Genomic DNA, 26313 nt, shown 5'->3' on the forward strand with positions numbered 1-26313 from the left:
GTATGCCAACGATCAAAACCGTAATGCGTACCCATCTTGTTGATTATTGGTTATGGCTTATCGTTCCCCTCATTGTGCTTATGAGTAGTTTTGTAGTTAATTTGATCATCAGTATATCGATTGGTTCATTTACGACCGGAGGACTGTTATCAATCTATGGGTTCATGATGAGTGTAGGAATTGCGGTAATTCCCATGAATTTCTCATTTTCACTGAGTTTCGGTATTCGGCGTAAAGATTATTTCCTAGGTACAATCAGCATGTTTCTTCTCTTCAGCCTGCTCTATTCCACTGCACTTACCATCGTTAGAGAGATAGAACAGCTTACTTCAGGCTGGGGTACAGGGCTGCATTTTTTTGATGTCCCTTTCCTCAGCAGTCTCTCCTTCCTGCATCTCGCCCTGCTGAACTTTGTCGTCATTTCTCATCTGTTTCTATTCGGTTTCGTTATGTCGAGTATAGCGAGAAGATTCGGGAAACTGGTCTTAATAAGCTTGATCCTGCTCATCGTCATTGTCTTGGGTGCAGCAAGTGTCCTCGTGACTTACTGGGAATTATGGGATGAAATCGGCAAATGGGTCATGACCTACCAGACCGATATTATCTGGTTCCTCGCTCCTCTTACTTTGCTGTATGCTTTCCTATCCTACGTATGGCTGCGAAAATCCACGATCTAATATATACGCAAAAAGAAGCATCCCCACATAGACGGGAATGCTTCTTTTTTATGAAATATTACGAAATAACGATAAACGATAACCGTTAAACGATAAGGTATTCTCGCTCGCTTAAGCAGGCAGATTTGGTTTTTTGGGTTCCCCGGCTCCTCGCTGCGGTTTAGGCAGGTTACCGAACAGAATCCAGGATTTAGAGAAGTGAGATGCCAAACCAACCACGATATATGATCCGATCAGCGCAAGCAGGAATCCACCAACATACCATAAGTGATGAAGGATCGAAATTCCGGTTTGCGGCGGGAATTCACGATAAACAAGCAAGAAGAATGGATGAATTAGATAGATCCCGAAGGACAATCCACCAATCTTAGTCATCGTACGTACCAGAGCGCTCTTACCGTTGCCGTACAGCAGGAAGGCAATCTGGAATAACACCAGCGCTGCAGAGAAGGTATGCAGATTCCACAGGAATTCATACCAAAGCGAATCATAAACGGCAATTCCTTTTCGGTTCAAGTACCAGATATACACATGTGCCAGGCCTGCACAGATCCATACAATCCATAATAGCGCCCATGCTGTAACCTTTCCTGGTGTAGCGTAGCTTCTTCTGATTACAATCCACTCTTTAATCTTAGGGAAGTACACACCAAGACATGCGCCGAGCATGAAATAGGCAAAGTACGATAAAGACCAGCTTCCTTTATTCTCTACGCTGATTACACCGTATTTATTCATAACAATAAAGCCCCACTGAATGGCAAGTCCAATCGGAACTGCCCACTTAACAAGAGAAGGTACTTTTTTGAATAAAGCGAGTACCAGCGGGAACATAATATAAAACTGCATATTAATAAATACAAAATATAAATGAGTGTACGCTTTACCTGTAAACAACTTGGTTGTAAAACTTACAATGGTATCGATCAAAGAACGATCAGGATAGTGCACAACATGTAAAATCAGAAAATAGAACAGCGAGAACATAAAGTAAGGAATTAAAATGTAAAGCAATCTCTTCTTATAAAAACCAAGAACCAGTTTCTTATCCAGCGGTCTCGTATAGTAATTATAGAACAACACAAAACTACTTAAGAAAATAAACGTCGGTGTACCAAACTTCATAAAAATATTAAAAAAGTTATACAGCCAGTACATACCCGAATCCACCATATTAACGGTAGCAAAAGAAGTGGAGTGTACACTGAGTACACCAAGAATTGCTATACATCGTACAAGATTAAGCTCGGGCAGACGTTCCCTTTTTTCAGCTGTCATTGTTTGACTCATTATATTAACTCCTTGGGGTTTAGTATGTCGATTAATAGAGACGTTCCAATCGGCCGGCTCAAAATCACTTTATCTATAGTAAAACTTCCGAAAACAATTTACATTAAAAATCCCTTAACTTAATAATAATAACAGAATTATTTAAGGATTTGGACAAATTACGATAACATTTATTCCAAAAGTATCCTAAATCATAATAAAACTGGGTTTTTGTAATTTGTAGCTCCTATGTATATTGACATGAAAAAGCCGCCTTTACGGCGGCAGATACATATGCTGAGCAGCTGCATCATATGGACAACCCTCGCTTAGAGGCTAACTGCAGATCATGAAGTTTATAATGCAGCGGGCACAGCAGTATCGGAATCTTTAGAAGCAGGCTGCTCTACGAGTGCATGACGGCGCCAAGCTCCATTTTTCCAGCGATAATGCATGATGAAGGCACGAATCCATTCATCCACTGCGTTTGCAACCCATACACCCAGGATTCCCATATCTAAATGGAAGACAAACCAGTAACCAAGCGGAAGACTCACACCCACCATGGAGATCAGCCCCATATACACTGGGAAACGAGCATCCCCTGCTGCACGCAAGGAATTGATCATAATCATGTTACACGTTCTTGCGGTTTCCAGTACGATACTAAACAAGAGTACTTGAGAACCTAATCGGATGATCTCTGCGTTATCCGTGAAGATCCCCATCAGCGGCTCTCGAAGCAGGATAATAATAATATCTACGGTTATCGTGGAGATCAGGCCGATTTTCACACTTTTCTTCACTCTTGCGTAGGCTTCATCTTGCTTTCCTGCCCCGACAAAGCGTCCTGTCAGAATCGATGTTCCGAGCGATACAGCCATACTAAATAAGTAGATATAATTAGAAATCTGGGCTGCATACTGCCGTGTAGCAAGTGACTCTGTTCCGAGATAAGTCACATAATACAGAAAGACGAGCTGACACATTTGATACGTAATTTGTTCAAAGGCAGAAGGAATACCGATATTCAGTATTTTTTTTACATAATCTTTGGAGATCGTGAAATAATGTCTCCATTCGATCCTTACGGCCATAACTTTATAAAGTAACCAAATAAAAATGGCGACACAGACCAGTCGGCTGACTACGGTCGAGATGGCTGCTCCTTTTACCCCCATCGGACTGAATCCAAAATGACCAAAGATGAGTGCGTAGTTACCAACTAAATGAAGGAGGTTCATGACAAGCGATACAAGCATCGTTTGTTTGGTGAAACCATAGGTACGAATAATTGCGGACATAATATTAATCAAGGCTTGTAAGAAAATACCCCCGCCGACAATTGTTATGTAGGTATTCCCGAGTTCCAGGATTTCGCCATGAAGATTCATGAGCTGTAAAATATGTCGACCGCTGAACACAAAAATAACACTAATGAGGAGTCCGACACATAAGTTAAGTGTAATCGCTACGGCGGATACGCGAGATGCTTCCGCAAGTTTTCTCGAACCGATATACTGAGCTACCACAATGGCTGCTCCATTCCCAATCACTTCAAGAATGAGGATGGCAATCGATACAATCTGATTGGACGTACCTACTGCAGATACCGCCTCATCGGATACAGCACTGATCATAAAGGTATCCACGGTACCCATCAGCATAAATAACATAATTTCTAAAAAGATAGGCCAGGTTAATGAAAAAAGATTGAGATTTTCTGTCTTAAGAACACGCCCGTCGGCTTCTGTTGTCATAGATTCACCTTCAGCTTAATAGTAAATGTTTATATTTTCATAAAATTACGTAAATTTTTCTGAAACAAACCGTATCTTAGCATAAAATTTTCATATATGCACGATAATTTACCATCTTTTTTAAGCATGCCTAAAGAAGATAAGCAACCTTATCGTCTTGTTCCTTGTCCCATATATTTTCTTAATAGGGTTTAGTTCTCTCCCTGGGTGGTTATTTCTGAATAAAAGCACTTATAGATTGCGGCAGTCTGTCATCACGCAAACCACATCCTTTATGGTGTGCTGTTGTAAGAGAACGATACTAATGAGAGGGGGCGGTCGTATGATAAAACGCAATCATACTATGATGCAGTTCTTTGAATGGCATGTAGAAGCAGATGGAGCACACTGGAAACGCCTGTCAGAAAGAGCTCCTGAGTTAAAGAAAAAAGGAATCGATTCCGTATGGATCCCTCCTGTCACCAAAGGCAGTTCACCTGAGGATACAGGCTATGGAGTATATGATCTCTATGATTTAGGAGAGTTTGACCAAAAAGGTACGGTGAAAACCAAATATGGTTCGAAAGAAGAACTTTTAGCAGCCATGGGAATCTGTACTCAAAATGGGGTTGCCGTATACGTAGACCTTGTGATGAACCATAAAGCAGGGGCAGATGAGACCGAACGATTCCAAGTCATTGAGGTCGATCCGAACAATCGTACCAAGGATATCTCCAAGCCATTTGAAATAGAGGGATGGACGAAATTTGATTTCCCTGGCCGTGGTAATACCTACTCCTCATTTAAATGGAACCATACTCACTTTAATGGAACAGACTACGATGCAGCCGAAGACCGAACTGGTATTTTCCGAATAGCGACTAACGAAGAAGGCTGGGACGAGAATGTAGATGATGAATTTGGAAATTATGATTACCTGATGTTCGCTAACATTGATTATAGAAAACCAGAAGTTCGCGAAGAGATGATTAACTGGGGCAAATGGATGATTGATACCCTCCAGTGTAATGGATTCCGTCTGGATGCGATTAAACATATCAATCATGAATTTGTTAAACAGTTTGCCAAGGAGATGATTAAGAAAAGAGGGCAGGATTTCTATATTGTAGGTGAGTTCTGGAAACCGGATCTTGCTTCCTGCCAAAAATTCCTTGATACTGTCGATTATCAAATAGATCTCTTTGATGTTTCACTCCATTATAAACTTCACGAAGCTTCGCTTGCGGGTAAAGCTTTTGATCTAACTACGATTTTTAATGATACGCTTGTACAAACCCACCCCACCCATGCGGTTACCTTTGTTGATAACCATGATTCTCAGCCCGGAGAAGCGCTCGAGTCTTGGATTGACGACTGGTTTAAACAAAGTGCATATGCACTGATCTTACTTCGTCAGGGCGGATACCCATGTGTGTTCTACGGAGATTACTACGGTATTGGCGGAGAAAATCCGATTCCTCCGAAGCAAGCAGCCCTTGACCCTCTGCTAGCCGCAAGATACCATCACGCCTACGGCGACCAAATCGATTATTTCGACCATCCGAATACCATTGGCTGGGTAAGATGCGGTATCGCTGAAATTCCTCACTCCGGCTGTGCCGTCATTATCGGTAACGGCGAGAATGGAGAAAAGCGGATGTGTGTCGGTAAAGAACGTGCGGGGCAGACTTGGTATGATATTACAGGTAACCAAGAACAGACGTTTACAATTGAAGAAGATGGCTGTGCTAACTTTACCGTCAAAGGCGGAAGTGTCTCGGTCTGGGTGGAACAAGTTGAAGATCAGGAATCAGACGATCAGAAGCAAGAGGCACAAGCTTAAAAATATGGCATAAAAAGAGGCAGACCTTTGATAGGCCTGCCTCTTTCTTTCCTTATTCGTTCAGTTTGAGCTCAGGATCAATAAGATCCGCCGCTGCTGTATTTTCATCCATCCAATTATCGACGATTTCCTGTGCCTCTGCTAAACCTTGATCACTTAGCATGTAGTACCAGCCATACTTGTTATTCTCACCTTCACCCTTCAGCATGTAACTGCTCATCTGGGGAACGGATCCTTTCTCATACAATAGTTCCGCTAGATCAATAATAAAATCAGAAGTCATGTCTGTCTTCATATTGGAACTCGCTATATCGATTAACTGCGGAATCTTCGTAATATTACCGAGCGATAATGCTCTCTCTGTTGCTTGCTTGATAAAAATCCGCTGGCGCTCTGTCCGCTTATAATCCGAATCCTCACGATAACGCACATAATTTAGGGCATCTGCACCGTCATAGATTGGTTTGTTCGGCTCAATTCGGAGCTTTATGTGGATTCTTTGTTTGTTCTCAATAACTTCGGTGATTGGCAGCTTCACACCGCCAAGCGCATCGACTACTTCTACCAGCGCTTTGAAATTCACTTTTGCATAATAATCGACATCTGTCTGAAGCAGCTGTTCCACTGTCTCTACGCTCATTTTTGTTCCTCCATAAGCGTAAGCTGCATTGACTTTATCTCTCTTATCTCGTCCTACAATCGGAACATACGAATCGCGAGGGATCGACATTAATAACATTCGGTGCTCTTCCGGGCGGAATACCGCATAGATCATCGTATCTGATCTTCCGACATCGCCTTCTCTTTCATCTACACCGAGCAGCAGCATACTGAATGGTTTTGTCAGCTCGTCCTGCTTTTCTTCATCCCCTGCAGGACCTGTCACCTGAATCGGCTCGTATGCATTATCAATGTGGCCTTTTACTGTATCCTCCAAAAACAGCTGAAATGCTACAGCAACAAGTTCTTTACGGAATGCAAACCCCATCGTTCCTATAAGCAAGAGAATGATCGCTGTAATAATCAGCGGTTTCTTTGATTTCGGTTTCTTCGTTTTTTTGTTCTGGTGTCGTTTACTCCGCGTCAGCGGGTATTCTTCCTGGTCACTCATGTGCTTCTCCTCTCTGCACTCTTTTTCTTTTTTTCGACAGATTCAAGCTATAATTTCAGACTACGGTTGCTTTTGTTTAATTAAAAATTATGTACAGTTCTGCTTACAAAGGGATAACGCAATTACTATACTACAAGTTTCCATAATAAGGAATATCAATTTGGTGACAATGTCGAAATCTTGCTTTCCTATTCCAAAATACTGCTCTATATGCCAAGGAAGCCTATAATAAGAAATGAAGCGGAGGTGTAGAGTAGATGCGGGAACAAAGTGAACTTTTTGAAAAGGTGTATCAGGCTGTATTAGAGCGCAGTGATCGATACGACGGAATCTACTATACAGCGATTCGGACAACGGGAATCTACTGCCGCCCTTCTTGCCGCTCTAAGACGCCAAAACCGGAAAACGTAACAATTTACTCGGCCGCAAAAGCAGCAGAGCGAGACGGTTATCGTGCCTGCAAACGATGTCAGCCAGACATCAAAGAACTGCACAATCCGGATAAGGAGATCTCGGAGCGCGTCACATCCTATATCGATCACCATTACTCAGAGTCTGTGAGCTTAAACCGTTTGGCAGATGAGATCAAAGTTAGCCCCTATCATCTTCAAAGAGTATGTAAAAGAGTAACCGGGCTGACCCCCGCAGCATATTTGCAGAAAGTACGACTGGAAAAAGCAAAAGAGGAACTCCTAAGAAGCGACCTGGAAATTAGAGAAATCGCTGTCCTTATCGGGTATAAAAGCACCTCTCACTTCATTGCTGTCTTTCAGAAAGAAATCGGTCAAACACCGCAGCATTACCGACAATCGAGCGAAAGAAGGGATACACCGTGACCCCTGTCTATTGGACGAAGGTTCAACATGATTTGTTACAAAATCAATGTTTATATCTAGCAGCAACCGAACAAGGAATCTGTAAAATCACCTGGCCGTCAGAGAACTGGGAGGCATTCGAGTCCTGGATTTATCGTCACATCCCAGATGCTGCACTGCTTAAGGATGAACAGCAGCTTGAACCTTATAGAAAACAGCTTACAGAGTATTTGAGTGGAGAAAGATCAGAGTTCTCTGTACCCCTTGATCTTCGCGGAACTGCTTTTCAAACGGAAATATGGAATGCACTACAGCAGATTCCTTATGGAGAAACACGCAGCTATTCCGATATCGCAAATCATGTCGGCAGAGCGCAGGCGGTCCGTGCTGTTGGCACAGCGAATGGAGCGAATCCCATTCCCATGCTGGTTCCTTGTCACCGGGTTATCGGTAAGAACAAGAACCTCACCGGATTTCGCGGAGGACTCCATTTCAAGGAAGCACTTCTTACACTGGAGGGATATCATGACTACACCCGAAAAGGACATGCCCGTTTTGAATTCTAACGATCCCCATATAGGGGCGGAAATATTAGCAAATCACATAGAAACTGAACGAAAACTTACCTTGCCTGAACCTTTTAATTACTCAGAAGTTCTCTATTACTTGAACCGTTCTACACTCGAATGCCTGCATGAAGTGGAAGAAGAACGAATCTACAAATCACTGGATATACAGGGCAGACCCATTCCAATAGAAATTCGTTATGAGGCATTATCCCATGCTCTATGTATCCGCTGCCTATGTGCAGAACCGGTCTCTGCAGAAGAATGGAGTCTCATCTTCCTTTTTATAGAAGAATGGTTTGATCTTCGGAGAGATCTTGTTCCTTTCTATCAACTGGCTGAGGATGACCCCCTGCTCGGTCCACTGGTTCAATCTTTGAATGGACTCCGAATTATCGGAGTTCCTGATCTTTTTGAAGCTCTGTGCTGGGCTATTATAGGACAACAGATTAACCTTACCTTTGCCTATACGCTGAAGAAACGGCTCGTTGAGAATTTCGGGGAGACTTATGAGTGCAATGGAAGAACCTATTACCGTTTCCCTTCGCCGTCGGCATTACTTGGTAGTAACACCCTGGCCACTCTTAGAGAACTGCAATTTACTACCAAGAAGGCAGAATATATGGTGGATATCGCTGGGCGGGTCGTGCGTGGAGAATTACAAAAAGAAACACTGCTGGCTTCGGGATATGAGGCAGCGGAAGAGACACTGCTTCGCATCAGAGGGATTGGTCCATGGAGTGCACATTATGTTATGATGCGCTGTTTGCGTAATCCAGCCGCATTTCCCATAGGAGACGCAGGACTGCATGCAGCTCTGAAGAAACAACTTGGTCTGTCCGTTAAGCCCACTCCAGCTGAGATTAAATCTATTTTCGAACCTTGGAAAGGTTACGAAGCCTATGCTGTATTCTATTTATGGCGAAGCCTTACGTTATCGTGAGTACAAGAAGAGCGCAGCGGGATTTACCTGCTGCGCTCTTTTTTATCATAATTCCATATCCATGTGGAGCTTATAGCTTGATTCTGCTTCTCATATTCGTTTGTTATTTAGTCCATATGAGAGCCGCCGTTGATGTCTATTTCCTCTCCAGTAATGTAGGATGCCTCTTTGGAGGCAAGGAAGGCAATAGCTGAAGCAATTTCCTCGGTTTCGCCTGGGCGGCCCATAGGAATAGTCGCGATGACGCCGTTCGCTGTATTTTGGTCAAGTGATTTCCAGATATCTGTGTTTACGAGCCCGGGTGCAATACAATTTACTGTAATACCATCTGTAGCCACTTCACGGGCAAGGTTTTTAGAGAAACCTAGTACTGCCGCCTTTGATGCAGAATAGTGCGCTCCACCGAAGACGCCGCCGCCACGCTTAGCCGATACAGAAGACAAACTAATAATTCGACCGTATTTTTGTTTTTTCATCGGTTCCAACACAGCTTGAGTACACAAGAACAATCCGAACATATTTACATTAAATACCCGTGTTACATCCTCTAGGGTCATTTCTGCTACAGTCGCCTTCTGAGATATGCCTGCATTATTGACCAAGATATCTATTCGTCCAAATGCCTCAAGAACCTTCTCCACCATTGCTTGATTCGATTCTTGGCTAGTCACGTTTAACTCTACGCCGATCGCTTCTCCGCCTTCGGCACGGATAGCATCAACCGTATCCTGAATTCCCTCCTGGTTGATATCGGCAATGACAAGCTTTGCCCCCTGTTCAGCCAAAGTCAACGCAATGGTGCGTCCAATTCCCCGCTTGCTTCCACTTCCTGTGACAATCGCAACTCTATTGTTTAATTCAAACATGCTAGAACACTCCTTCTAATTGGATGGTTGGGATATATGATCAGATTTCGAGCAGCATTTCAGGATTAGCGAGTACCTTTCAACAGGGAATGTGCCGTGGCAACGATATTTTCGATTGTAATACCGTTCATTTCCATTAATTTTTCATATGGTGCAGATTCTCCGAACCGGTCCTGAACACCAATTCTGCGTACGACAGCTCCGCCTTCTTCGGCCACAACTTCACTCACTGCACTTCCTAAGCCATTGAGAATATTATGATCCTCTACTGTGATGATTCGTCCGGTGCTCAGGCAATCCATAACAGCCTCGCGATCGAGAGGTTTAATGGTATGGAAGTCAAGTAACTTAACGGAGACGCCCTCATTTTCTAGTAATTGCGACGCTTTCAAGGCAAGATGAACGGTATCGCCATTAGCAATAATGGCAATATCTTTGCCGTCCTTCAGTTTTTTAGCTTTACCTATCTCAAACTCTTCATCTTCTCCGTAAATGACGGGAACTGTGTCACGCGTAAACCGAAGATATACCGGGCCATAATGCTCTGCTGCTTTGGCAACCAGCTTGCGCGTTGAAGCATAGTCAGCAGCCATAATAACGGTCATGTTTGGAATGGTGCGAAGCACGCCCATATCCTCAATTGCCTGATGACTTCCGCCATCATTAGCCGGAGTCAATCCACCATGAGAGCAGGCAATTTTCACATTCAGATGAGGATAGCAGACTTCCTGCCGAATCTGTTCAAGCATTCGTAGTGAGCCAAATACGGCGTACGTACTGATAAATGGTATTTTTCCTGTTGTTGCCAAACCGGCCGCCAGTCCGGCCGCGTTTTGCTCAGCAATACCAACATTGATATGTTGATTAGGGAGCTGTTTAGCAAACTCGGTTGTCTTGCATGATTTACCAATATCGATATCAACAACGTAGATGTCCTTGTTCTTTTTACCAAGCTCAACAATCTCATGTCCAAAACCCTCACGTGTCGCAATTTTTTTCTCGGCTACATTACTTTGTTGTATGCTCATCATTTTAGACCTCCCGCAATTTCTTCTAAAGCTTGCAAGTATTCAGCTTCCTTAGGAGCAACTCCATGCCAGTTACATACATCTTCCATAAATGAAACCCCTCTGCCCTTAACCGTATTGCACACGATGCATATTGGTTTTCCATGCTGAATACCTCGAATTTCATCCAATGTATCTACAATCTGTTGCATGTCATGTCCATCAATCCTTCTGGTATCAAAGCCAAAGGCCTTAAATTTCAATTCCAGATCCAGGTTCGGCATGATCTCATCGCAAGTCCCGTCGATCTGCAAGTTATTGTCATCAACGAAAACGATTAGATTATCAAGTTGATACTTGTTCGCAGTTTGAGCTGCTTCCCAAATCTGTCCTTCCTGACACTCGCCATCCCCTAACATAGCGAACACCCGATATGCTTTTCCGTCTCTCTTACCCGCAATGGCCATCCCTACTGCACAAGAGAGACCTTGACCCAAAGATCCTGTCGAGATGTCGATTCCCGGACATTTTTTCATGTCAGGGTGCCCTTGAAATGGAGAACCGTATTGTCTTAGCGTATGCACTTTCTCAAATGGAACGTATCCCCGATGAAGCAATGCTGCATATTGGATCGGGCATACATGTCCTTTGGATAACACAAAGCGATCACGGTCTTCCCACTTCGGATTTGCTGGGTCAAGGTTCATTTCTTTAAAATACAAGGCAGTAATGATATCGGCTGCGGATAGTGAACCACCAGGGTGGCCCGACTGTGCTTCATGAATCATAGTAATTGCCGTTTGTCTCAACTGGATTGCTTTTTGTTTAAGTTCTTCAATAGTCGTTTGGTACATTATGCTCACCTCATGTATCGTATTGTTGGTATTTTTGTATACTTGTTAACTTGTATCCTAAGTTGTTGTAAAAAAAACGAGTTCTTCTCTCAGAGACATACTCGTTTCTTGACCCATTAACCGATTTTGCTCGAATTCGTATACTCCAATGTTCTTCCCGGACTGACTTTCTGACTTTTGCCGGTTTGTTTAACAAGGAAAATGATAACGATCGCACTTATGATCATACTAATTCCAAGGGCGATCATCCCCAGATTATGATTACCCGTCATATCATTGACATATCCTACAAAATAGGGGCCGAAGAAACCGCCCAAATTGCCAATACTGTTGATCATTGCAATCGCACCGCCTGCCGCTGCGCCCGTCAGGAATGATGGCGGAATTGCCCAGAATGGAGAGTAAGCTCCAAATGTTCCGCATAGACTGATGGTCAGAAGTATAAACGCACCAACCAAACTAAAATCTGCTACATACACACTTGCAATCATTGCTATTGCACTAATCGTCACACAACCTGCTACATGGAATTTACGCTCGTTTTGTTTGTCTGAGCTTTTTCCTACAAGATACATGACCACCATTGCACACAGATACATAAGCCCAAGCAGCCAGCCAATACTTTGTAAGGACCACCCTATCGATTCGGTCAATCCTCTCGATATCGTTGGCAAGAACATGTTGATGCCATAATAGCCAAACATCCAGAAGAAGTATCCAAGCGCCAGAATGAGTACATCTTTATCACGCAATACTTGAAGGAACGTAGGCTTTTTGTTCTTTTGCTTTTCAAGTGCCTCTTTGTGAGTCACATCCAGCAGCCAGGTCTTCTCTGGTTCCGTCAACCAGTTAGCATCCTCGATGCGGTCTGTTAGATAGAAGTAACAGATAATACCGAGAAGAATTGCTGGAATCGCTTCCAAAATAAACAACCACTGCCAACCAGCTAAACCAAACCAGTCAATCTGTAACAAGAATGTTGATAATGGTGATCCGATAGCGTTCGCTGCGGGAATAGCGATCATGAACCCTGCAATTGCTTTGGCATGATGCTTGGATTGATAAAAACCACTTAGGTAATGCACCATGCAAGGATAAAAGCTGGCTTCCGCCACACCGAGTAAAAAGCGAACGATATAAAATTGGATCGGCGTCTGAATAAATGCCATGATGATGGCGATAATCCCCCATGAAACCATGATTCTGCTAATCCAGCGTCTAGCACCAATCTTGGTCATCATTGCACTACCCGGTACCTCAAGCAGGAAATAACCGAGAAAGAAAATGCCTGCCCCAAACCCATACACAGCCTCGGAGAATCCAAGGTCTTCATTCATTCGCAATGCTGCAAACCCGATATTGACCCGATCCAAAATTGAAATCGCAAAGCACAAAAACAAAAATGGGATCAATCGCAAAGTTACTTTGCGAACCGTAGACTTCTCCAGTTGACTTAGATCCATATGAATATCCCCCTAGTAAACGGAATTCTAACTATTAAAAGTTTAAGCGCTTACAATTTCAAATAAAAAATATCACTTAAAACATAAACCTTGGAGATGAAGGGCTTTCAATATTACCTAGAATGTTATACACCGCCTGTCCATTTGTATTCTTGTTAACTTGTATCCTAAGTTTTCTATACTGAATATAACAAGTTCATTTTTAATTGTCAATAACTTGTTTTTTTTGTTGCGGATGGATTAAAACCAATAAATAATCCCTATGCTGCGTGGATGCATAGGGATTATTATTAGTCTTTCCAATAGCGATTAAACAGATTTTGCATATGTTGAGTCATCAACTCGGATGCTTTATCTGCCTGTTTTTTCTCAATAGCATCAATAATTTCTTTGTGTTCGAGAAAATTGGTATCTCGGTAATCGGGACGAGTGACTGTGCGGTCTCGAATGAATCTCCACATTTCCTGTTGCTTCATAGCTTGGATGATCACAGTGATGAACTGAATGAAAAGATCGTTATGAGAAGCTCTAGCAATCTCCATATGCAAGCGTTCATCGGTCTCCGGCACATAATGTCCAGCTTCTGTCTCTAACTCCATCTGTTTAATGGTTTTCCGAAGAAGCCCAATCTCGTCAGAAGTCGCTCTTTGAGCTGCCAAACTGGCAATAAGCGGTTCGATGTTCATTCTCGCTTCCACAATATCCTCTGGAGAAACTGAGTTGATTAACGATTCATCTGCAAGTACCTCTTCTTGAACCTTCGTGTTTTTAACGTAGACACCTTCTCCCTGTCTGGAGTAGATGTAGCCCTTCATTTCAAGTGCACTTAGTGCCTGTCTAATAGGAGCACGACTTACACCGAACTGTGCGCATAATTCACGTTCTGTCGGCAGCTTGTCCCCTAACTGTAAGGTTCCTGATTGTATTTCAGAGAGAATCTGATCGTAAATTTGAATATACAGTTTGTTGCTTGATACCCGATTGAATTGTATTGCAATCACATCCCCTTGGTGGATTCACTCGTTTGATCGCTAAAAACTTTCTATCTCTAATCATTATATAAATTAGGAACTTGTTAGACAACATGATTATCATACAAATGCAGTCTACCCAAGTAAAAATACATAGTTTTGACAATGTTTTTCACTCAATTCCTCTAACAATGAAGTTTTTGTAGGTAGCTGAAGAGACACTGCTTCGCATCAGAGGGATTGGTCCATGGAGTGCACATTATGTTATGATGCGCTGTTTGCGTAATCCAGCTGAGATTAGAGCCATTTTCGATCCTTGGAAAGGTTACGAAGCCTATGCTGTATTCTATTTATGGCGAAGCCTTACGTTATCGTAAATACAAGAAGAGCGCAGCGGGATTTACCTGCTGCGCTCTCTTTGATCTAGATAGACCTTCTCTTCAATCGGAAGTATGCTGTCAATCCTTCATTACAGGTAAAGCTCCACAACACCGCAGCTCGGAAATATAACCTTATGCTTGAACTACAGAAGCAAGCTTATTCACAATGCCGCTCCATCCTCGGTCCATGCGGTCACGAACAATATGATGTTCTTCTCCAAATGAAGTTTTCTCTCCAGCCTTCCAGCCGCCATGGATTAAAGTAAATTCTGTCTGCTCTTCCTTCTCTTCTAACTTGAAAGTGAGCAGCCAATCTTTATCCCAAGTAAAACTCAGCGTATTCGGCGGATCTAACTCCGTTACTTTACATTTCGATTTACCAAAAGGCCCTGCTTCAAGAATAAATTCATGACCAAGCACAGGTTCAAAGGTACTTGGCATAAACCACTGTGCGATTCCCTCTGCTGTAGAGATCTGTTTCCACACCTTCTCCATGGGTGCATCCAGCAGAATGGTTTTTCTAATTTCGGGCAATGATGTTGTCATAAGTCGCTCCTTTTACAAATAGGTTTATCGTTTACTAGTAAAGAATGCGGCAATTATAGCACCTTTTGGTTGCACGTCAATGGAATCTCAAGTGGTTTTCTAATATTGTGCAACCCCTTTTCCAGATTTATGCATGAGGGCAGGGTTCGTGATAAACTACATCTATAAAAGTGAACTACATAGGAGCTGATGTAACGTGAAAAAGGACTTAATTAAAAGACTAACGAGCTATGTACGTGTGGACACCCAGTCGGATGAGAACAGTGAGACTTGCCCTACAACTCCAGGACAGCTCGAACTTGGACGCAAACTGGTAGAAGAGCTGCACTCCATCGGCATGCAAGAGATAAGTATGGATGATAACGGTTATGTGATGGCCACACTTCCTTCTAACACGGACCATGATGTTCCTGTGATTGGATTTCTTGCTCACCTGGATACAGCCACTGACTTTACAGGAAAGAACGTAAACCCTCAAATTATAGAGCAGTATGATGGCGGAGATATTACGCTGAACGAGGAACAACAGATTATTATGTCTCTAAAAGATTTCCCAGAGCTTGCAGGTTATAAAGGTCATACGCTAATCACAACGGATGGAACGACTCTCCTTGGTGCAGATAACAAAGCAGGAATTGCCGAAATTATGACTGCCATGGAATACCTGATTACTCACCCAGAGATTAAACACGGGAAGATCCGGGTTGCTTTTACACCCGATGAAGAGATCGGCCGCGGGCCGGAGCGTTTTGATGTAGGGGCATTTGGTGCAAAATATGCCTACACCGTTGATGGAGGGCCGCTTGGTGAACTGGAGTATGAGAGTTTTAATGCCGCAGCTGCCAAAATTATTTTCAAAGGCAAAAATGTCCACCCAGGGACTGCGAAAAATAAAATGGTGAACTCCGCCAAAATCGCAATGGAGTTTCACGCAAGACTTCCTATTCAAGAAGCACCGGAATTTACGGACGGGTATGAAGGATTCTACCACTTGTCTTCTGTTAAAGGAGATGTAGAAGAAACCGAACTGAATTATATTATTCGTGATTTCGATCGAGACCAATTTGAAGCACGGAAAGCGAATCTGGAGCAGATCGCCAGAATCCTTCAGGCTGCCTACGGCGAGGAGCGAATCCAGCTCCAGATCCGTGACCAATATTTCAATATGCGCGAAAAAATTGAGCCCGTGAAATTTATTGTGGATATTGCCGGAGAAGCCATGAAACAGCTCGATATTGAACCTCATATTGTACCGATTCGCGGGGGAACCGATGGTTCTCAATTATCTTACATGGGACTGCCGACACCGAATATTTTTACAGGCGGAGAGAACTTTCATGGACGTTATGAATATGTATCCGTAGATCATATGGAGAAAGCCACTCAGGTCATTATTGGAATTGTTCAGCTGTTTGAGCAGCGCGGAGAATAAACGGATTTGATGGATTTAAAAAAAGGGCGATAGATTACCTGTTCGAGGTAATTCATCGCCCTTTTTATGGTTTTTTGTCCACTAGAAGAAAGTCATTGCCTGTGTGAATGCTCAAGCATCCGCCCTTCTTTCTCAAAAATCGCATGATTCTCCAAGAAAAGACGCTGCGCTGGCACTGCAAGTTTAACGCCTTCTTCTTCCAGGATTCGCAAGATTTCAAAGTTGATGGATTCAAGCACTTTCATGTGCCTGCTTGTTCATCGTTGTCATAAGAGAATACTGGACCTATTGTAACAAAAGACATCACCCATCACATCTATATAGCTATATTTACATATAAATAAAAAGACAAGCAGGGTCGCTGCAGAAGCAGCTATTCCGCTTGTCTAGAATAGACGTATATTTGTTACATTTACCTTACATTTTGCGATCCCAGAAACGATGCGCAGCTACAGCTTCCACAAATTTGTTCTCAAAACCGGAAAGCTCTTCCGTAGACCGAGCCGTCACAATCCCTGGTACACGCAGGTCTTCTATTGCCAGCGACTGCTGTAGGAAAGCTACCCCTTCATTCACGGCACCGATCGGTTTAAAGTGCTTGTATGCTTCGCGCACAAATTCTTTTGCATCAGGTTCAGAGGCAATAAGATTCACGCCCTCTTTTCCACCCGCAATATAAATGGCGTCGAATAATAAAGAATCGCTGGTGAGGAAAGTATGCAGTGCCTCAATGCTTTGTCCACCTTGTCCGCTGATAGGACCAAGTCGGTCACTAACCACCTCTGGCATGGCACCTGCTTCCTTCAGCGCTTCTATAACTTTGGTTGTTGCCTGATCGAAACCTTCTCCTGCAATGATCGCAACCTTACGAGTCTTCGCACTGAAAATCGTATTCATCATGCTGAGTGCCGGAGAATCGGTTGGAACCGGGTCCTTAGTTGCTTCTCCTGCTTCCGGAAGCTGTACACCGATCTTCGGCGCAACACTCGCTGCAAGAGCAGTGTCGATATTCATCAGCAGATTTACTACCGATTGACGCACTTCCTTGCGCTGAACTTTTCCAAGCTCAAATTGGAACGCAGTAATAATATGCTTTTTCTCCACTTCCGACATGCTGTTCCAGAACAATTTGGCCTGGCTGTAGAAGTCTTTGAAACTTTCACTTCTTGCCTGTACTTTTCGGCCATCGACCCTCTCGGTATAATGTTCATAACCGCCCTCGCTAGGTGCAGCCGTAGAAGGACTGTTACCGGCCATTCCGTTACGGTGATAGCTGACCGGGCCGCGGTTAATTGTCATGCGGTGCATACCGTCACGCTGGTTATTGTGTACGGGAGCAATCGAACGGTTAATAGGAATTTCGGCAAAGTTTGGCCCGCCAAGTCTCGTAAGCTGTGTATCTGTATACGAGAATAGACGACCTTGAAGCAATGGATCATTGGAAAAATCAATACCTGGAACAACATGCCCAGGATGGAAGGCCACCTGCTCTGTCTCGCTGAAGAAATTATCAGTGTTTCGATTCAGCGTCATTTTACCTACTTTACGAACAGGTACGAGTTCTTCTGGCCATAGCTTAGTGGGATCAAGGATATCAAAATCGAAACTAAACTCATCCTCTTCCTTAATAACTTGAAGCCCAAACTCAAACTCTGGATAATTACCGGACTCAATCGCATCCCATAGATCGCGGCGATGGAAGTCAGGGTCTTTACCCGCAATCTTCTGAGTCTCATCCCAGACAAGGGAGTGAACACCAAGCACTGGTTTCCAGTGGAACTTCACAAAATGGGCTTTTCCTTCGGCATTAATTAGTCTAAATGTATGTACACCAAAACCCTCCATCATCCGGAAACTGCGCGGCAAAGCACGATCGGACAGATGCCACAGCATCATATGAGCGCTCTCTGGGTTATTCGCTATGAAATCCCAAAATGTATCGTGAGCTGAAGCAGCCTGCGGAATTTCATTATGAGGTTCTGGTTTTACCGCATGAATGAAGTCCGGGAACTTAATCGCATCCTGAATGAAAAAGACAGGTATGTTGTTACCGACGATATCAACGACTCCTTCTTCGGTATAAAACTTCGTGGAGAATCCGCGCACATCTCGAACCGTATCTGCTGATCCGCGTGACCCTGCTACGGTTGAGAAACGGACAAAGACAGGAGTCTTTACACTTGGGTCTTGCAGAAAACCTGCTTTAGTGAGCTCAGTAAGCGGCTCATAGACTTGAAAATACCCATGGGCACCGAAACCGCGGGCATGCACGACCCGTTCTGGAATCCGCTCATGGTCAAAATGCGTCATTTTCTCACGAAAATGAAAATCTTCCATTAGCGTCGGTCCACGCTCTCCTGCTTTCAGCGAAAACTCATCTTCAGACACCTTAAGCCCTTGGTTGGTCGTTAACTTCTGTCCGTCATTATCTACTCGGAATGAATCGAGCTGCTCGTCTTTCGCATCTTTTTTCACGTTCATATCTTTCTCACTCATTCTTATCACTCCTCTTCGTTTTCGCTCCTTAATCAGTAACTAACAACGAATCTACCGAAAAAAAATAGTAACTTTGCATTATTAGTGTAAGTACCCTTCATCACATCGAATTAAACGCTTGTCCAGAATCAAATCTGATTGTTGCCTCGTGGAAACGTTCCATCTTCTATTATGTATACAAAATAAAGAAGCCGGTCGCGGTTGAAATAACAATCCTGCGCCCGGCTTCTCTTACCCAATTCCTAGTTTATTTCACTTCAACACGAATGACTTCACTTCTTACCTGTCCATGGCTGTTAGACAGTTCAATCTGATATTCGTATACGCCGGCTGCCTTGCCTGTAATCTCAGTGTAGGCTGTCTGTGCATCAGGCGTCACTGCTGCTAATTCCTGTGTATCGACGAGTTCCCCATTCTCATACAGATTATAGAGGGTGCCGCTTGTTCCCCACCACATGTTCATCGTAATCCGGTACGCTCCGTCTTGATCCCAGTTATCGCTTGATATACTAGGCTTACTCGGAGCTGCATCTTTTACCGTTACCGTGTGAGGAGTACTTTGTGTTGTTCCGTGTGCGTTTATCAGTTCTGCCGTGTACACGTACGTACCATTATCTCTTCCTGCCAGTGGAACATGAACACTTTGTGCATCAGGTGTACTATCAGATAAAAGCTCTGTATGGATCAGCTTCCCGTTCTCATACAGTTTATATCTGGTTCCATTCTCACCCCACCACATATTCATAGAGATCGTGTATTCTCCATCCAAAAGACCATTACTGTGTCCGTTATTATCGGAAAGCACAGGAATCCCCGGCTTTCCTTTTGCTGATCCCTGATCCTCAGCACCCGTATAACGAATGTTTGGAGCCGCAGGCATCTCCATTCCTGCTCCTAAATAGAAGCCTGTATGTGGAGGCTGATTATAAGCAACATTCTGCCATGCAACACCTAAGCGGTAGATTGGATCATGCATTAACGTACGAATACGATAGTCCGATTCATCTGTTGTTGTATAAATCCGAAGCTCTGTGCTGTCCTCCGAACGCCAGATAACTTCTTCACGCCAGTCTCCCAAAAGATCCGCTTGTAAACTTGGATTCGCTTTTGTGGAGTTGTTCGACGCAGCGCCTGTTGCTGTGAGTAAATTGATCGTTTTTTGATTTTTGTAATCCCATTTATCGATTCGGATATCATCTTGCAGCTCTCTTAGCAGATCGCCGTCCCACCAGATCCCAAAGTTTGTCGATGAAGGGATTTTAGATGATATTTTCTCCCCTTTAATCGAATACAAACCGCTTAGCGGAATATGCTCTGCGTTCGTAATCGTAGCAGACCATACTTCTTCTCCTGGGTAATTCGGATCAATATCGGCTGACATCCCTCTGCCTACATCAATTCCGAGAGGTACTCCCCATAGAATATCACCTGTATTTGCATCACGTACTTCCATGCCGTATTTCGCATTTTTGTCTTCATGAACACTAAAGATTTCAAGACCTTCACGCTGAGGATCGAGATCACCAAAATGCATAGCATCGCCGTGACCGAGTCTTGTATTGTGAAGCGGAGTACCGTCATCATCAATGGCAATGGCACCAAACAGGATTTCGTCTTTGCCATCGTTATCTACGTCACCGACCGACAGGTTATGATTCCCCTGTCCTGCATAGCTGCTAAGACCTTCATCATTCGTGTCAAAACGCCAGCGTTTGGTCAGCTCCCCGCCTCTGAAATCATAAGCAGCAAGCACGGTTCTTGTATAATAACCTCTCGAGAAAACAAGGCTTGGATGCTCTCCATCCAGATAAGCAACTGCCGCAAGGAACCGGTCAACCCGGTTTCCGTATCCATCTCCCCACGAACTTACATCACCGCGAGGCGGATCATAAGGAACAGTGCTTAGTGCCTTACCCGTTGTTCCTTCAAATACAGTGAGGAATTCGTTTCCAAGAAGAACATATCCAGAGCTATTGCGATGATCGAGTGAACCATCTCCGATAACTACACCCGCACCGTCTTTGGTTCCGTCTGCTGTCTTCATCGCAACTTCCGCTTTCCCATCTCCATCAAAATCATAGACTAGGAACTGAGTATAATGTGCCCCTGCACGAATGTTAGGACCCATTTTAATACGCCATAGTTTTGTTCCGTCCATTTTATAAGCATCCAGATACACTTCGCCTGTGTAACCAGATTGTGAGTTATCCTTGCTGTTCGTTGGCGACCACATCATAACGATTTCATACTGGCCATCCCCGTCGAGATCACCTGCGCTCGCATCTCCTGCATAATAAGAGTAAGGCTGACCATCCTTGGTATAACCATCTGCTGGTTTATCGAGCGGGATGGATTTATATTGCTGCTGCCATACGGAGATTGGCTCCGTCGCTTTTTGTTTGACTCCACCTACTATTGGTTCAATCACGTATTTTGATTTATCCGTACCCCCTGCATCCACATAGTTGGTACGATCTGTAATCGGTTTGCTCGTAATGAGCTTGTTATCTCGGTAAATTTGAAAAGCGATGGAGTCCGGGTCCAGACCAAGCATTCTCCAGCTAATAAATATGCCGTCTTCTGTCTTGACTGCAACAGGTGCACGATCAAGGTTCTCCATTTGACGATACAACGTGGTTACCGCTTCGGTAACAAGCACCTCTGACAAATCCGAGATTCCTCCCGCATTTACAGCCGCCACTTTATAATAATAAGGTATTGTACTGAGAATGGTTTGATCTGTGTACTGTGCTTCTTTTGTTTTACCGATCAGATGGTAGACTCCATTCGCTTGATCCGAACGGTATACGTTATAGGAACGAGCCTTTGCGCTTGGTTCCCAAGTAAATGTAACCTCATTTTTATGAATAGAACTTACTTTTAAGCCCGTAGGAACGCCGGCTTTCTCTACAGAGGAATCAATCATGGAAACCTCTAGCGGTGTTGAAGCAACCGATTCAAGCCCTGCTGCATCCACTGCGGATACGGTGTAAGTATATTTCATACCAAAGTCCACGGTTTCATCTTTCCAAGTGAGTTCGGAAGTTTCCGCTAAAAATGATGGTTTCGCTTCTCCTTCTGCCTGACGATATACACGGTATAAGGCTGCACTATCCATGCCTTTCCACGCAATGTCCGCGGAAGGAACTTCACTCGCAAGATCTACTTTCACCAGTTCCAGACCCGTTGGTGCAAGCAGAAGAGGTGTAATCTCAATTCCGTTCACATGAGCGGTTTGTCCAGAGAAGATCATGTTGATCTGCCCATCTTGTACAGTTATAGGAGCATGCAGCTTCTCAGCAACATTCTCTTTGCCAGAACTTATTGTTCCATAGTCCTTCCCTTCAATGTTCACGTTCGTTCTTGTAGAACCAATCCAGTCTCCCGTATAGGATTTCACGGCATATGTACCGTTAGGAAGATCTACCTTAAATTCGTAAACACCGCCGAAATTAATAATAAAATCACGGCGAAGAGCATCTGTAGCCCCGCCTCGATCACGGTCTGCCAAAGCACCTTCATGAACGACAAGACCATAACCGCGTTCCTTGGTATACAGAATATTACGATTAATCTCCGTGTATCCTTCTGCTACCGGGGAGCCCGGAGGACCAAAATCATAGCGATAAGCAGCTGATTTGGTTCCAATCGTTACTTCTTCAGAAGGATCAGAGGAACCTTTGCCATTTACCGCAATAACATACGCTGTATATGCTTTTCCTTCGGAAAGACCAGCCAAGGAGAAGCTAGGCACGGTAGCAGTTCCTGCTAACTTATACGCAGATTCCGCATCTGTCTGAAGCTTGACGTAGATCCGGTAAATATCAGCACCCTCTACCGCATTCCATTTTAATAATGCACCGCTGTTACTGATGTTACCGGCGACAAGACCGGTTACAGCACTCGGTTTCGCATCCGGCAAGTCCTGCTCTTTTACATATTCCGATAGTGGGATATTCAGCTCTTTGATCGACTGAGCAACCATTCTAGCAAGCTGAATCGCTCCATACTCCTGGAAGTGTGTATTGTCTGCTGATCCATTCGGGAATGCTGCGTACACTCCTGGGTCGGTATACAAAAAGACCGATTTAGTCTCTTCTGGACCAATGGAATCATAGTAAGCTCGGCTCAGTGTACTAAGATCGATAAGTTTTGTATTTTCCTCTGCTGCTACCTCTTTCATTGCATTTACGTACTCAGGGAAACTCACATTGAATTTACCTGTATCTGCATTGAAATCTCTTCTTCCTACCGGTGTGACAAGAATCGGGGTTGCCCCGCGCTGTTCAGCACCGTGGATATAGGTTCTGAGAAACTCCTTATAATCAGCCGGCGATGCGTACCGTTCAGGAATCGAGATCGTTGCATCGTTATGACCGAATTGAATGAGGAAATAATCAGCCGGCTGAATGACTTTTAGAATATCATCAAGTCTGCCTTGATCAATAAAAGACTTCGTGCTTCGTCCACCAATAGATTGATTCTTAATCACAATCTCTTCCCCGAAGAAACGAGGGAGCATTTGTCCCCATCCAGCTTCCGGTTTCCAGTAGGGATCGTAAGTCTGCACTGTGGAATCTCCAGCGATATAGATTGCGGGATTACTGCCTGGTGTCCGGTCCGGCAGCCTTGTAATAACCAGTGCGCTCAGTTTAGCTGCAGAACCGGTGATGGCGAGATTCAGCTGACCATCCACCAGTGCAATAGAGAAATTCATCTCCAAAAATTCGCCTGCCCCTTTGGCAGTCAGCTGCACTTTTTGCATCCGCTCTGTACTTATCGCAATCTCTGAACCTTCCTCCTGATCTCCAGCAATAAGGGCTACGTCATAATCGCCATTAGGCAAATCAATCTGAAATATGCCGTTATCCACATGTGCATAATCAGAGCGAAGCGGGTCATCTCCTCCGCGGTCATGTACCGTCACTGTGGACAGATCTGTAAATCCATACCCTGTCTCTTGTGAATAAGATGACTGTGCACCGACTCCGATATAACCTTCCGCTACCGTTCCATTCCCGAAATCAAAGCGATATTCGCCTTCAGCAGCCATCTTCAGGTTAATCTCTGCATCATTCGTCTGTGGAGCCGCAGCATCGCGACCCGCATCCGCCTGCGTCTCATCCCCTTGCACTTCCTCCTCTACTCCTTCCTGACCTTCTTCTGCTCCTTCTTGTCCTTCTTCTATCCCTTCTTGCCCTGCTTGTGCATCCTCCTGTACTTCTTCTTGTACACCCTCGTCTACTTCATCTTGTATAGCCTCTGCCTTTACCGTCTGTCCACCCCATTCCATTGGCATTGCCATCGTTGACAGCACCATAAGAAAAACAAGAAAAATGATAAAAAATCGAGATTTGCCAGGATGGTGCTTCCTGCTCGCTTTCATGAAGATGCCTCCTTTGCATTCTAAATGTAACCCCTTTCATCGTAGCTTTAGATCACTTCTTTTAACATCAAAAAAACAGTGTATTTCGTGCATATATCAGTGTTCTTTATCCCAGGTATTGAACAAAAAAAGTGACGATTTCTATTCGAAATCGTCACTTTTTTATACTTCTCATCCTTTTATTACCTATTTAAATAGGGTAAGGTTATTAGAAAGTAATTTCTTTATATTTCGTTACAGAATCAATTTCATAACTCATTAAAATGATGAATTTGTAACTATATATAGACAAACAAAACCATTTTGATCTATATATACCCCGGATTAAAGCAACTAAAGGGATTATGAAATTGATTCTACATGCTGAGTTTATTCATAAAAGAGGTGATATAACGATGTTTTCCTTTTTGTTCACTTTGGTTGTTGCAGCCACATATATAGCCATCAGTCTAATAAAAGGGTACGACTATGATAGTAAACTGCTTACGATTTTTTCATCTGTCATTGCAGTTGCTTTCATTGGGACACAATATTTTCTTATGGGAATTGATTCTGTTCTTACAGCCGTTTTCTTGGCTCTAGCATTAACGGCAGTATTTGGTTATACAAGTACAGTTTATAGGAAGCAGCAAGGCCAAGTTAGAAAGCCATTAACCCCTTACTAGATCTTATTATGCGGAGCAGCCCCTATCGCTTTCATTGCCTTCTATGAACTGATTATGTTAAGAACGCCTCCAGCAGATGTTCCATGGCTTGAAATTGTGATTCGCATTACGCTTACTGTTGTCGTACCTATGTTTATCTTCCGTTACCTTGAAAAGCGAAAATCACATTCTGAATAAAGAAAAGACAGCATGTTATAGAAAGATCTTCTTCCCTGTCCTTGCACTCTCTAGAGCGTAAAAAACCATGGCTGCACTATGGATGTGATCCAACGCATCGGTTTCTGCCGGTCTATCTTCCTCTAGTGCGGTAAACATCTCATCTAGGCATCCATTATGCCCTTCCCTTCCGTTCCAACTTGCTTTTGCTTCCGTTCGGACAACCTCATGAAAGAACCCGTCACCAGCGTGTTCTTTCCTTTGCTCGCTATAAGGCATATGGATTCCGTCCCAGCGGGCAGTGCCCTCACTTCCCACCACTCGCCAGTCTGCTTCCCATGAGGTAGGCAGGCCGATGGCTGACCAAGACCCGCGATAGCTAAATACAGAACCATCACTCATTTCAAAAATGCAGATCGCAGAAGCGTTTCCCTGATACCAGGAGCCTTCTGCATTATATTCATGACAGTACACCGATACCGGATTTGCTCCCGTAATAAACCGGGCTTGGTCAAATGTATGAATCGCCATATCAATAATAAGCGGGCTGTCCATGACATCCCGAAACCCGCCAAACCGAGGCCCAAGGAAAAAGTCAGCGTGTATTGATCCTATTTTGCCAATAGCCCCTGATTGTAAATGGTCACGAAGTGCTCGAATTTGCTTGAGATAACGGCGGTTTTGCATCACAGCATATCGCTTACCCGTACGCTTACTGACCTCCACAATCTCGCGTGCATCTTCTAGAGATTCTGCCATGGGTTTCTCCCCAAATACATGGCATCCCGCCTCAAGCGCTGTAGTTACCACTGATTTATGACTTGAAGGTATCGTTACGTCAAATACTAGATTCGCATTCACAGACTGAAGAGCAGCACTAAGATCGCTGTAGATCGGCACCTTAAGTCCTCTCTTCTCTGCCATCTTCACCGCATTTTCCTCATATATATCTACTAAGGCAGCAATATGTACATCGTCCCGCTTTGCCGCATAGTCTAACCAGGCGTTCGACATCCCGCCGCAGCCTGCCACAATAACTTGATGATTCATGTTCTCCCTCCTAATTATTATAAAATTAGTAATTATAGGAATTATATGTTTTAAATCTAAAAAAAACCAGCTCTCACT

At 43.8% G+C, this 26313-nt stretch carries 20 protein-coding genes and 1 pseudogene; 8 read left to right on the plus strand and 13 right to left on the minus strand.

Annotated elements, in window-relative coordinates; translation table 11 throughout:
• Positions 1 to 2: 2 nt before the first annotated feature.
• Positions 3 to 677, plus strand: a complete 675-nt coding sequence (locus tag QPK24_RS22805; RefSeq protein WP_285744994.1) for a hypothetical protein — start codon at positions 3 to 5, stop codon at positions 675 to 677.
• Between the two features lie 111 nt (positions 678 to 788).
• On the opposite strand, the gene QPK24_RS22810 is transcribed toward QPK24_RS22805, so the two are convergent.
• Positions 789 to 1967 carry an acyltransferase gene (locus QPK24_RS22810; protein ID WP_285744996.1) on the minus strand — a complete coding sequence of 393 codons (1179 nt, stop codon included), beginning with the start codon at positions 1965 to 1967 and terminating at the stop codon, positions 789 to 791.
• A gap of 335 nt (positions 1968 to 2302) precedes the next feature.
• Positions 2303 to 3706 (minus strand): MATE family efflux transporter, encoded by a 1404-nt coding sequence (locus tag QPK24_RS22815; protein ID WP_285744998.1) that lies wholly within the window; start codon positions 3704 to 3706, stop codon positions 2303 to 2305.
• Between the two features lie 325 nt (positions 3707 to 4031).
• Here QPK24_RS22815 and QPK24_RS22820 point away from each other — a divergent pair, with 325 nt between their 5' ends.
• Entirely contained in the window at positions 4032 to 5528 is a 1497-nt protein-coding gene (locus tag QPK24_RS22820) for an alpha-amylase (RefSeq protein ID WP_285749524.1), read from the plus strand.
• Positions 5529 to 5580: 52 nt separating this feature from the next.
• On the opposite strand, the gene QPK24_RS22825 is transcribed toward QPK24_RS22820, so the two are convergent.
• Positions 5581 to 6639 (minus strand): LCP family protein, encoded by a 1059-nt coding sequence (locus QPK24_RS22825; protein WP_285745000.1) that lies wholly within the window; start codon positions 6637 to 6639, stop codon positions 5581 to 5583.
• A gap of 257 nt (positions 6640 to 6896) precedes the next feature.
• Here QPK24_RS22825 and QPK24_RS22830 point away from each other — a divergent pair, with 257 nt between their 5' ends.
• From QPK24_RS22830 to QPK24_RS22840, 3 genes are read left to right on the plus strand one after another with little or no spacing between them, the layout of a single operon-like run.
• Entirely contained in the window at positions 6897 to 7475 is a 579-nt protein-coding gene (locus QPK24_RS22830) for a bifunctional transcriptional activator/DNA repair enzyme AdaA (RefSeq protein WP_285745002.1), read from the plus strand.
• Positions 7472 to 8020, plus strand: a complete 549-nt coding sequence (locus QPK24_RS22835) for a methylated-DNA--[protein]-cysteine S-methyltransferase (RefSeq protein WP_285745004.1) — start codon at positions 7472 to 7474, stop codon at positions 8018 to 8020. Before QPK24_RS22830 ends, QPK24_RS22835 begins: the two co-directional genes overlap by 4 nt.
• On the plus strand, positions 7980 to 8963 hold the full coding sequence (locus QPK24_RS22840; protein WP_285745007.1) for a DNA-3-methyladenine glycosylase 2: 984 nt from the start codon (positions 7980 to 7982) through the stop codon (positions 8961 to 8963). The genes QPK24_RS22835 and QPK24_RS22840 overlap by 41 nt, the downstream gene beginning before the upstream one ends.
• A gap of 107 nt (positions 8964 to 9070) precedes the next feature.
• On the opposite strand, the gene QPK24_RS22845 is transcribed toward QPK24_RS22840, so the two are convergent.
• The 5 genes from QPK24_RS22845 to QPK24_RS22865 form a co-directional block, all read right to left on the minus strand.
• Positions 9071 to 9829 carry an SDR family NAD(P)-dependent oxidoreductase gene (locus tag QPK24_RS22845; RefSeq protein WP_285745009.1) on the minus strand — a complete coding sequence of 253 codons (759 nt, stop codon included), beginning with the start codon at positions 9827 to 9829 and terminating at the stop codon, positions 9071 to 9073.
• Between the two features lie 65 nt (positions 9830 to 9894).
• Entirely contained in the window at positions 9895 to 10857 is a 963-nt protein-coding gene (locus QPK24_RS22850) for a transketolase family protein (RefSeq protein WP_285749526.1), read from the minus strand.
• Entirely contained in the window at positions 10857 to 11708 is an 852-nt protein-coding gene (locus QPK24_RS22855) for a transketolase (RefSeq protein ID WP_455430336.1), read from the minus strand. Before QPK24_RS22855 ends, QPK24_RS22850 begins: the two co-directional genes overlap by 1 nt.
• Before the next feature lie 98 nt (positions 11709 to 11806).
• Complete coding sequence (locus tag QPK24_RS22860; protein ID WP_285745012.1) at positions 11807 to 13153, minus strand: MFS transporter; 1347 nt, start codon at positions 13151 to 13153, stop codon at positions 11807 to 11809.
• 290 nt (positions 13154 to 13443) lie between these two features.
• Positions 13444 to 14154 (minus strand): FadR/GntR family transcriptional regulator, encoded by a 711-nt coding sequence (locus QPK24_RS22865; RefSeq protein ID WP_285745014.1) that lies wholly within the window; start codon positions 14152 to 14154, stop codon positions 13444 to 13446.
• 179 nt (positions 14155 to 14333) lie between these two features.
• Between QPK24_RS22865 and QPK24_RS22870 the strand changes: the two are divergent.
• Positions 14334 to 14501, plus strand: a pseudogene (locus QPK24_RS22870) (DNA-3-methyladenine glycosylase); the annotation flags it as partial.
• A 135-nt stretch (positions 14502 to 14636) separates the two neighbouring features.
• On the opposite strand, the gene QPK24_RS22875 reads toward QPK24_RS22870, so the two are convergent.
• On the minus strand, positions 14637 to 15050 hold the full coding sequence (locus QPK24_RS22875) for an SRPBCC family protein (RefSeq protein ID WP_285745016.1): 414 nt from the start codon (positions 15048 to 15050) through the stop codon (positions 14637 to 14639).
• A gap of 196 nt (positions 15051 to 15246) precedes the next feature.
• On the opposite strand from QPK24_RS22875, the gene pepT reads away from it, so the two are divergent.
• A complete protein-coding gene (gene pepT / locus QPK24_RS22880; protein ID WP_285745018.1) occupies positions 15247 to 16482 on the plus strand; it encodes a peptidase T in 1236 nt (411 codons plus the stop codon).
• Positions 16483 to 16574: 92 nt separating this feature from the next.
• Here the strand turns inward: pepT and QPK24_RS22885 are convergent, their stop codons facing one another.
• The 3 genes from QPK24_RS22885 to QPK24_RS22895 all read right to left on the minus strand — a co-directional run bounded on the left by QPK24_RS22885 (position 16575) and on the right by QPK24_RS22895 (position 24364).
• Positions 16575 to 16721 (minus strand): hypothetical protein, encoded by a 147-nt coding sequence (locus QPK24_RS22885; protein WP_285745020.1) that lies wholly within the window; start codon positions 16719 to 16721, stop codon positions 16575 to 16577.
• Positions 16722 to 16899: 178 nt separating this feature from the next.
• Positions 16900 to 18978 (minus strand): catalase, encoded by a 2079-nt coding sequence (locus QPK24_RS22890; protein ID WP_285745022.1) that lies wholly within the window; start codon positions 18976 to 18978, stop codon positions 16900 to 16902.
• 247 nt (positions 18979 to 19225) lie between these two features.
• Positions 19226 to 24364: a rhamnogalacturonan lyase family protein gene (locus tag QPK24_RS22895; RefSeq protein WP_285745024.1), complete on the minus strand. Its 5139-nt coding sequence runs from the start codon at positions 24362 to 24364 to the stop codon at positions 19226 to 19228.
• Between the two features lie 395 nt (positions 24365 to 24759).
• On the opposite strand from QPK24_RS22895, the gene QPK24_RS22900 reads away from it, so the two are divergent.
• Positions 24760 to 25029, plus strand: coding sequence for a hypothetical protein (locus QPK24_RS22900; RefSeq protein ID WP_285745026.1), 270 nt, complete (start codon positions 24760 to 24762; stop codon positions 25027 to 25029).
• Between the two features lie 192 nt (positions 25030 to 25221).
• On the opposite strand, the gene QPK24_RS22905 is transcribed toward QPK24_RS22900, so the two are convergent.
• Positions 25222 to 26235 carry a Gfo/Idh/MocA family protein gene (locus QPK24_RS22905; protein ID WP_285745028.1) on the minus strand — a complete coding sequence of 338 codons (1014 nt, stop codon included), beginning with the start codon at positions 26233 to 26235 and terminating at the stop codon, positions 25222 to 25224.
• Between the last annotated feature and the right edge of the window lie 78 nt (positions 26236 to 26313).

Origin of the sequence: Paenibacillus polygoni (assembly GCF_030263935.1) — a bacterium.
Taxonomy (GTDB): domain Bacteria; phylum Bacillota; class Bacilli; order Paenibacillales; family Paenibacillaceae; genus Paenibacillus; species Paenibacillus polygoni.

Coding starts and splice junctions, on each gene's coding strand:
- QPK24_RS22850 (WP_285749526.1), bottom strand. CDS start 10,857: ATGAGCATACAACAAAGTAATGTAGCCGAGAAAAAAATTGCGACACGT.
- QPK24_RS22830 (WP_285745002.1), top strand. CDS start 6,897: ATGCGGGAACAAAGTGAACTTTTTGAAAAGGTGTATCAGGCTGTATTA.
- QPK24_RS22810 (WP_285744996.1), bottom strand. CDS start 1,967: ATGAGTCAAACAATGACAGCTGAAAAAAGGGAACGTCTGCCCGAGCTT.
- QPK24_RS22875 (WP_285745016.1), bottom strand. CDS start 15,050: ATGACAACATCATTGCCCGAAATTAGAAAAACCATTCTGCTGGATGCA.
- QPK24_RS22890 (WP_285745022.1), bottom strand. CDS start 18,978: ATGAGTGAGAAAGATATGAACGTGAAAAAAGATGCGAAAGACGAGCAG.
- QPK24_RS22900 (WP_285745026.1), top strand. CDS start 24,760: ATGTTTTCCTTTTTGTTCACTTTGGTTGTTGCAGCCACATATATAGCC.
- QPK24_RS22805 (WP_285744994.1), top strand. CDS start 3: ATGCCAACGATCAAAACCGTAATGCGTACCCATCTTGTTGATTATTGG.
- QPK24_RS22825 (WP_285745000.1), bottom strand. CDS start 6,639: ATGAGTGACCAGGAAGAATACCCGCTGACGCGGAGTAAACGACACCAG.
- QPK24_RS22815 (WP_285744998.1), bottom strand. CDS start 3,706: ATGACAACAGAAGCCGACGGGCGTGTTCTTAAGACAGAAAATCTCAAT.
- QPK24_RS22905 (WP_285745028.1), bottom strand. CDS start 26,235: ATGAATCATCAAGTTATTGTGGCAGGCTGCGGCGGGATGTCGAACGCC.
- QPK24_RS22895 (WP_285745024.1), bottom strand. CDS start 24,364: ATGAAAGCGAGCAGGAAGCACCATCCTGGCAAATCTCGATTTTTTATC.
- QPK24_RS22860 (WP_285745012.1), bottom strand. CDS start 13,153: ATGGATCTAAGTCAACTGGAGAAGTCTACGGTTCGCAAAGTAACTTTG.
- QPK24_RS22845 (WP_285745009.1), bottom strand. CDS start 9,829: ATGTTTGAATTAAACAATAGAGTTGCGATTGTCACAGGAAGTGGAAGC.
- QPK24_RS22840 (WP_285745007.1), top strand. CDS start 7,980: ATGACTACACCCGAAAAGGACATGCCCGTTTTGAATTCTAACGATCCC.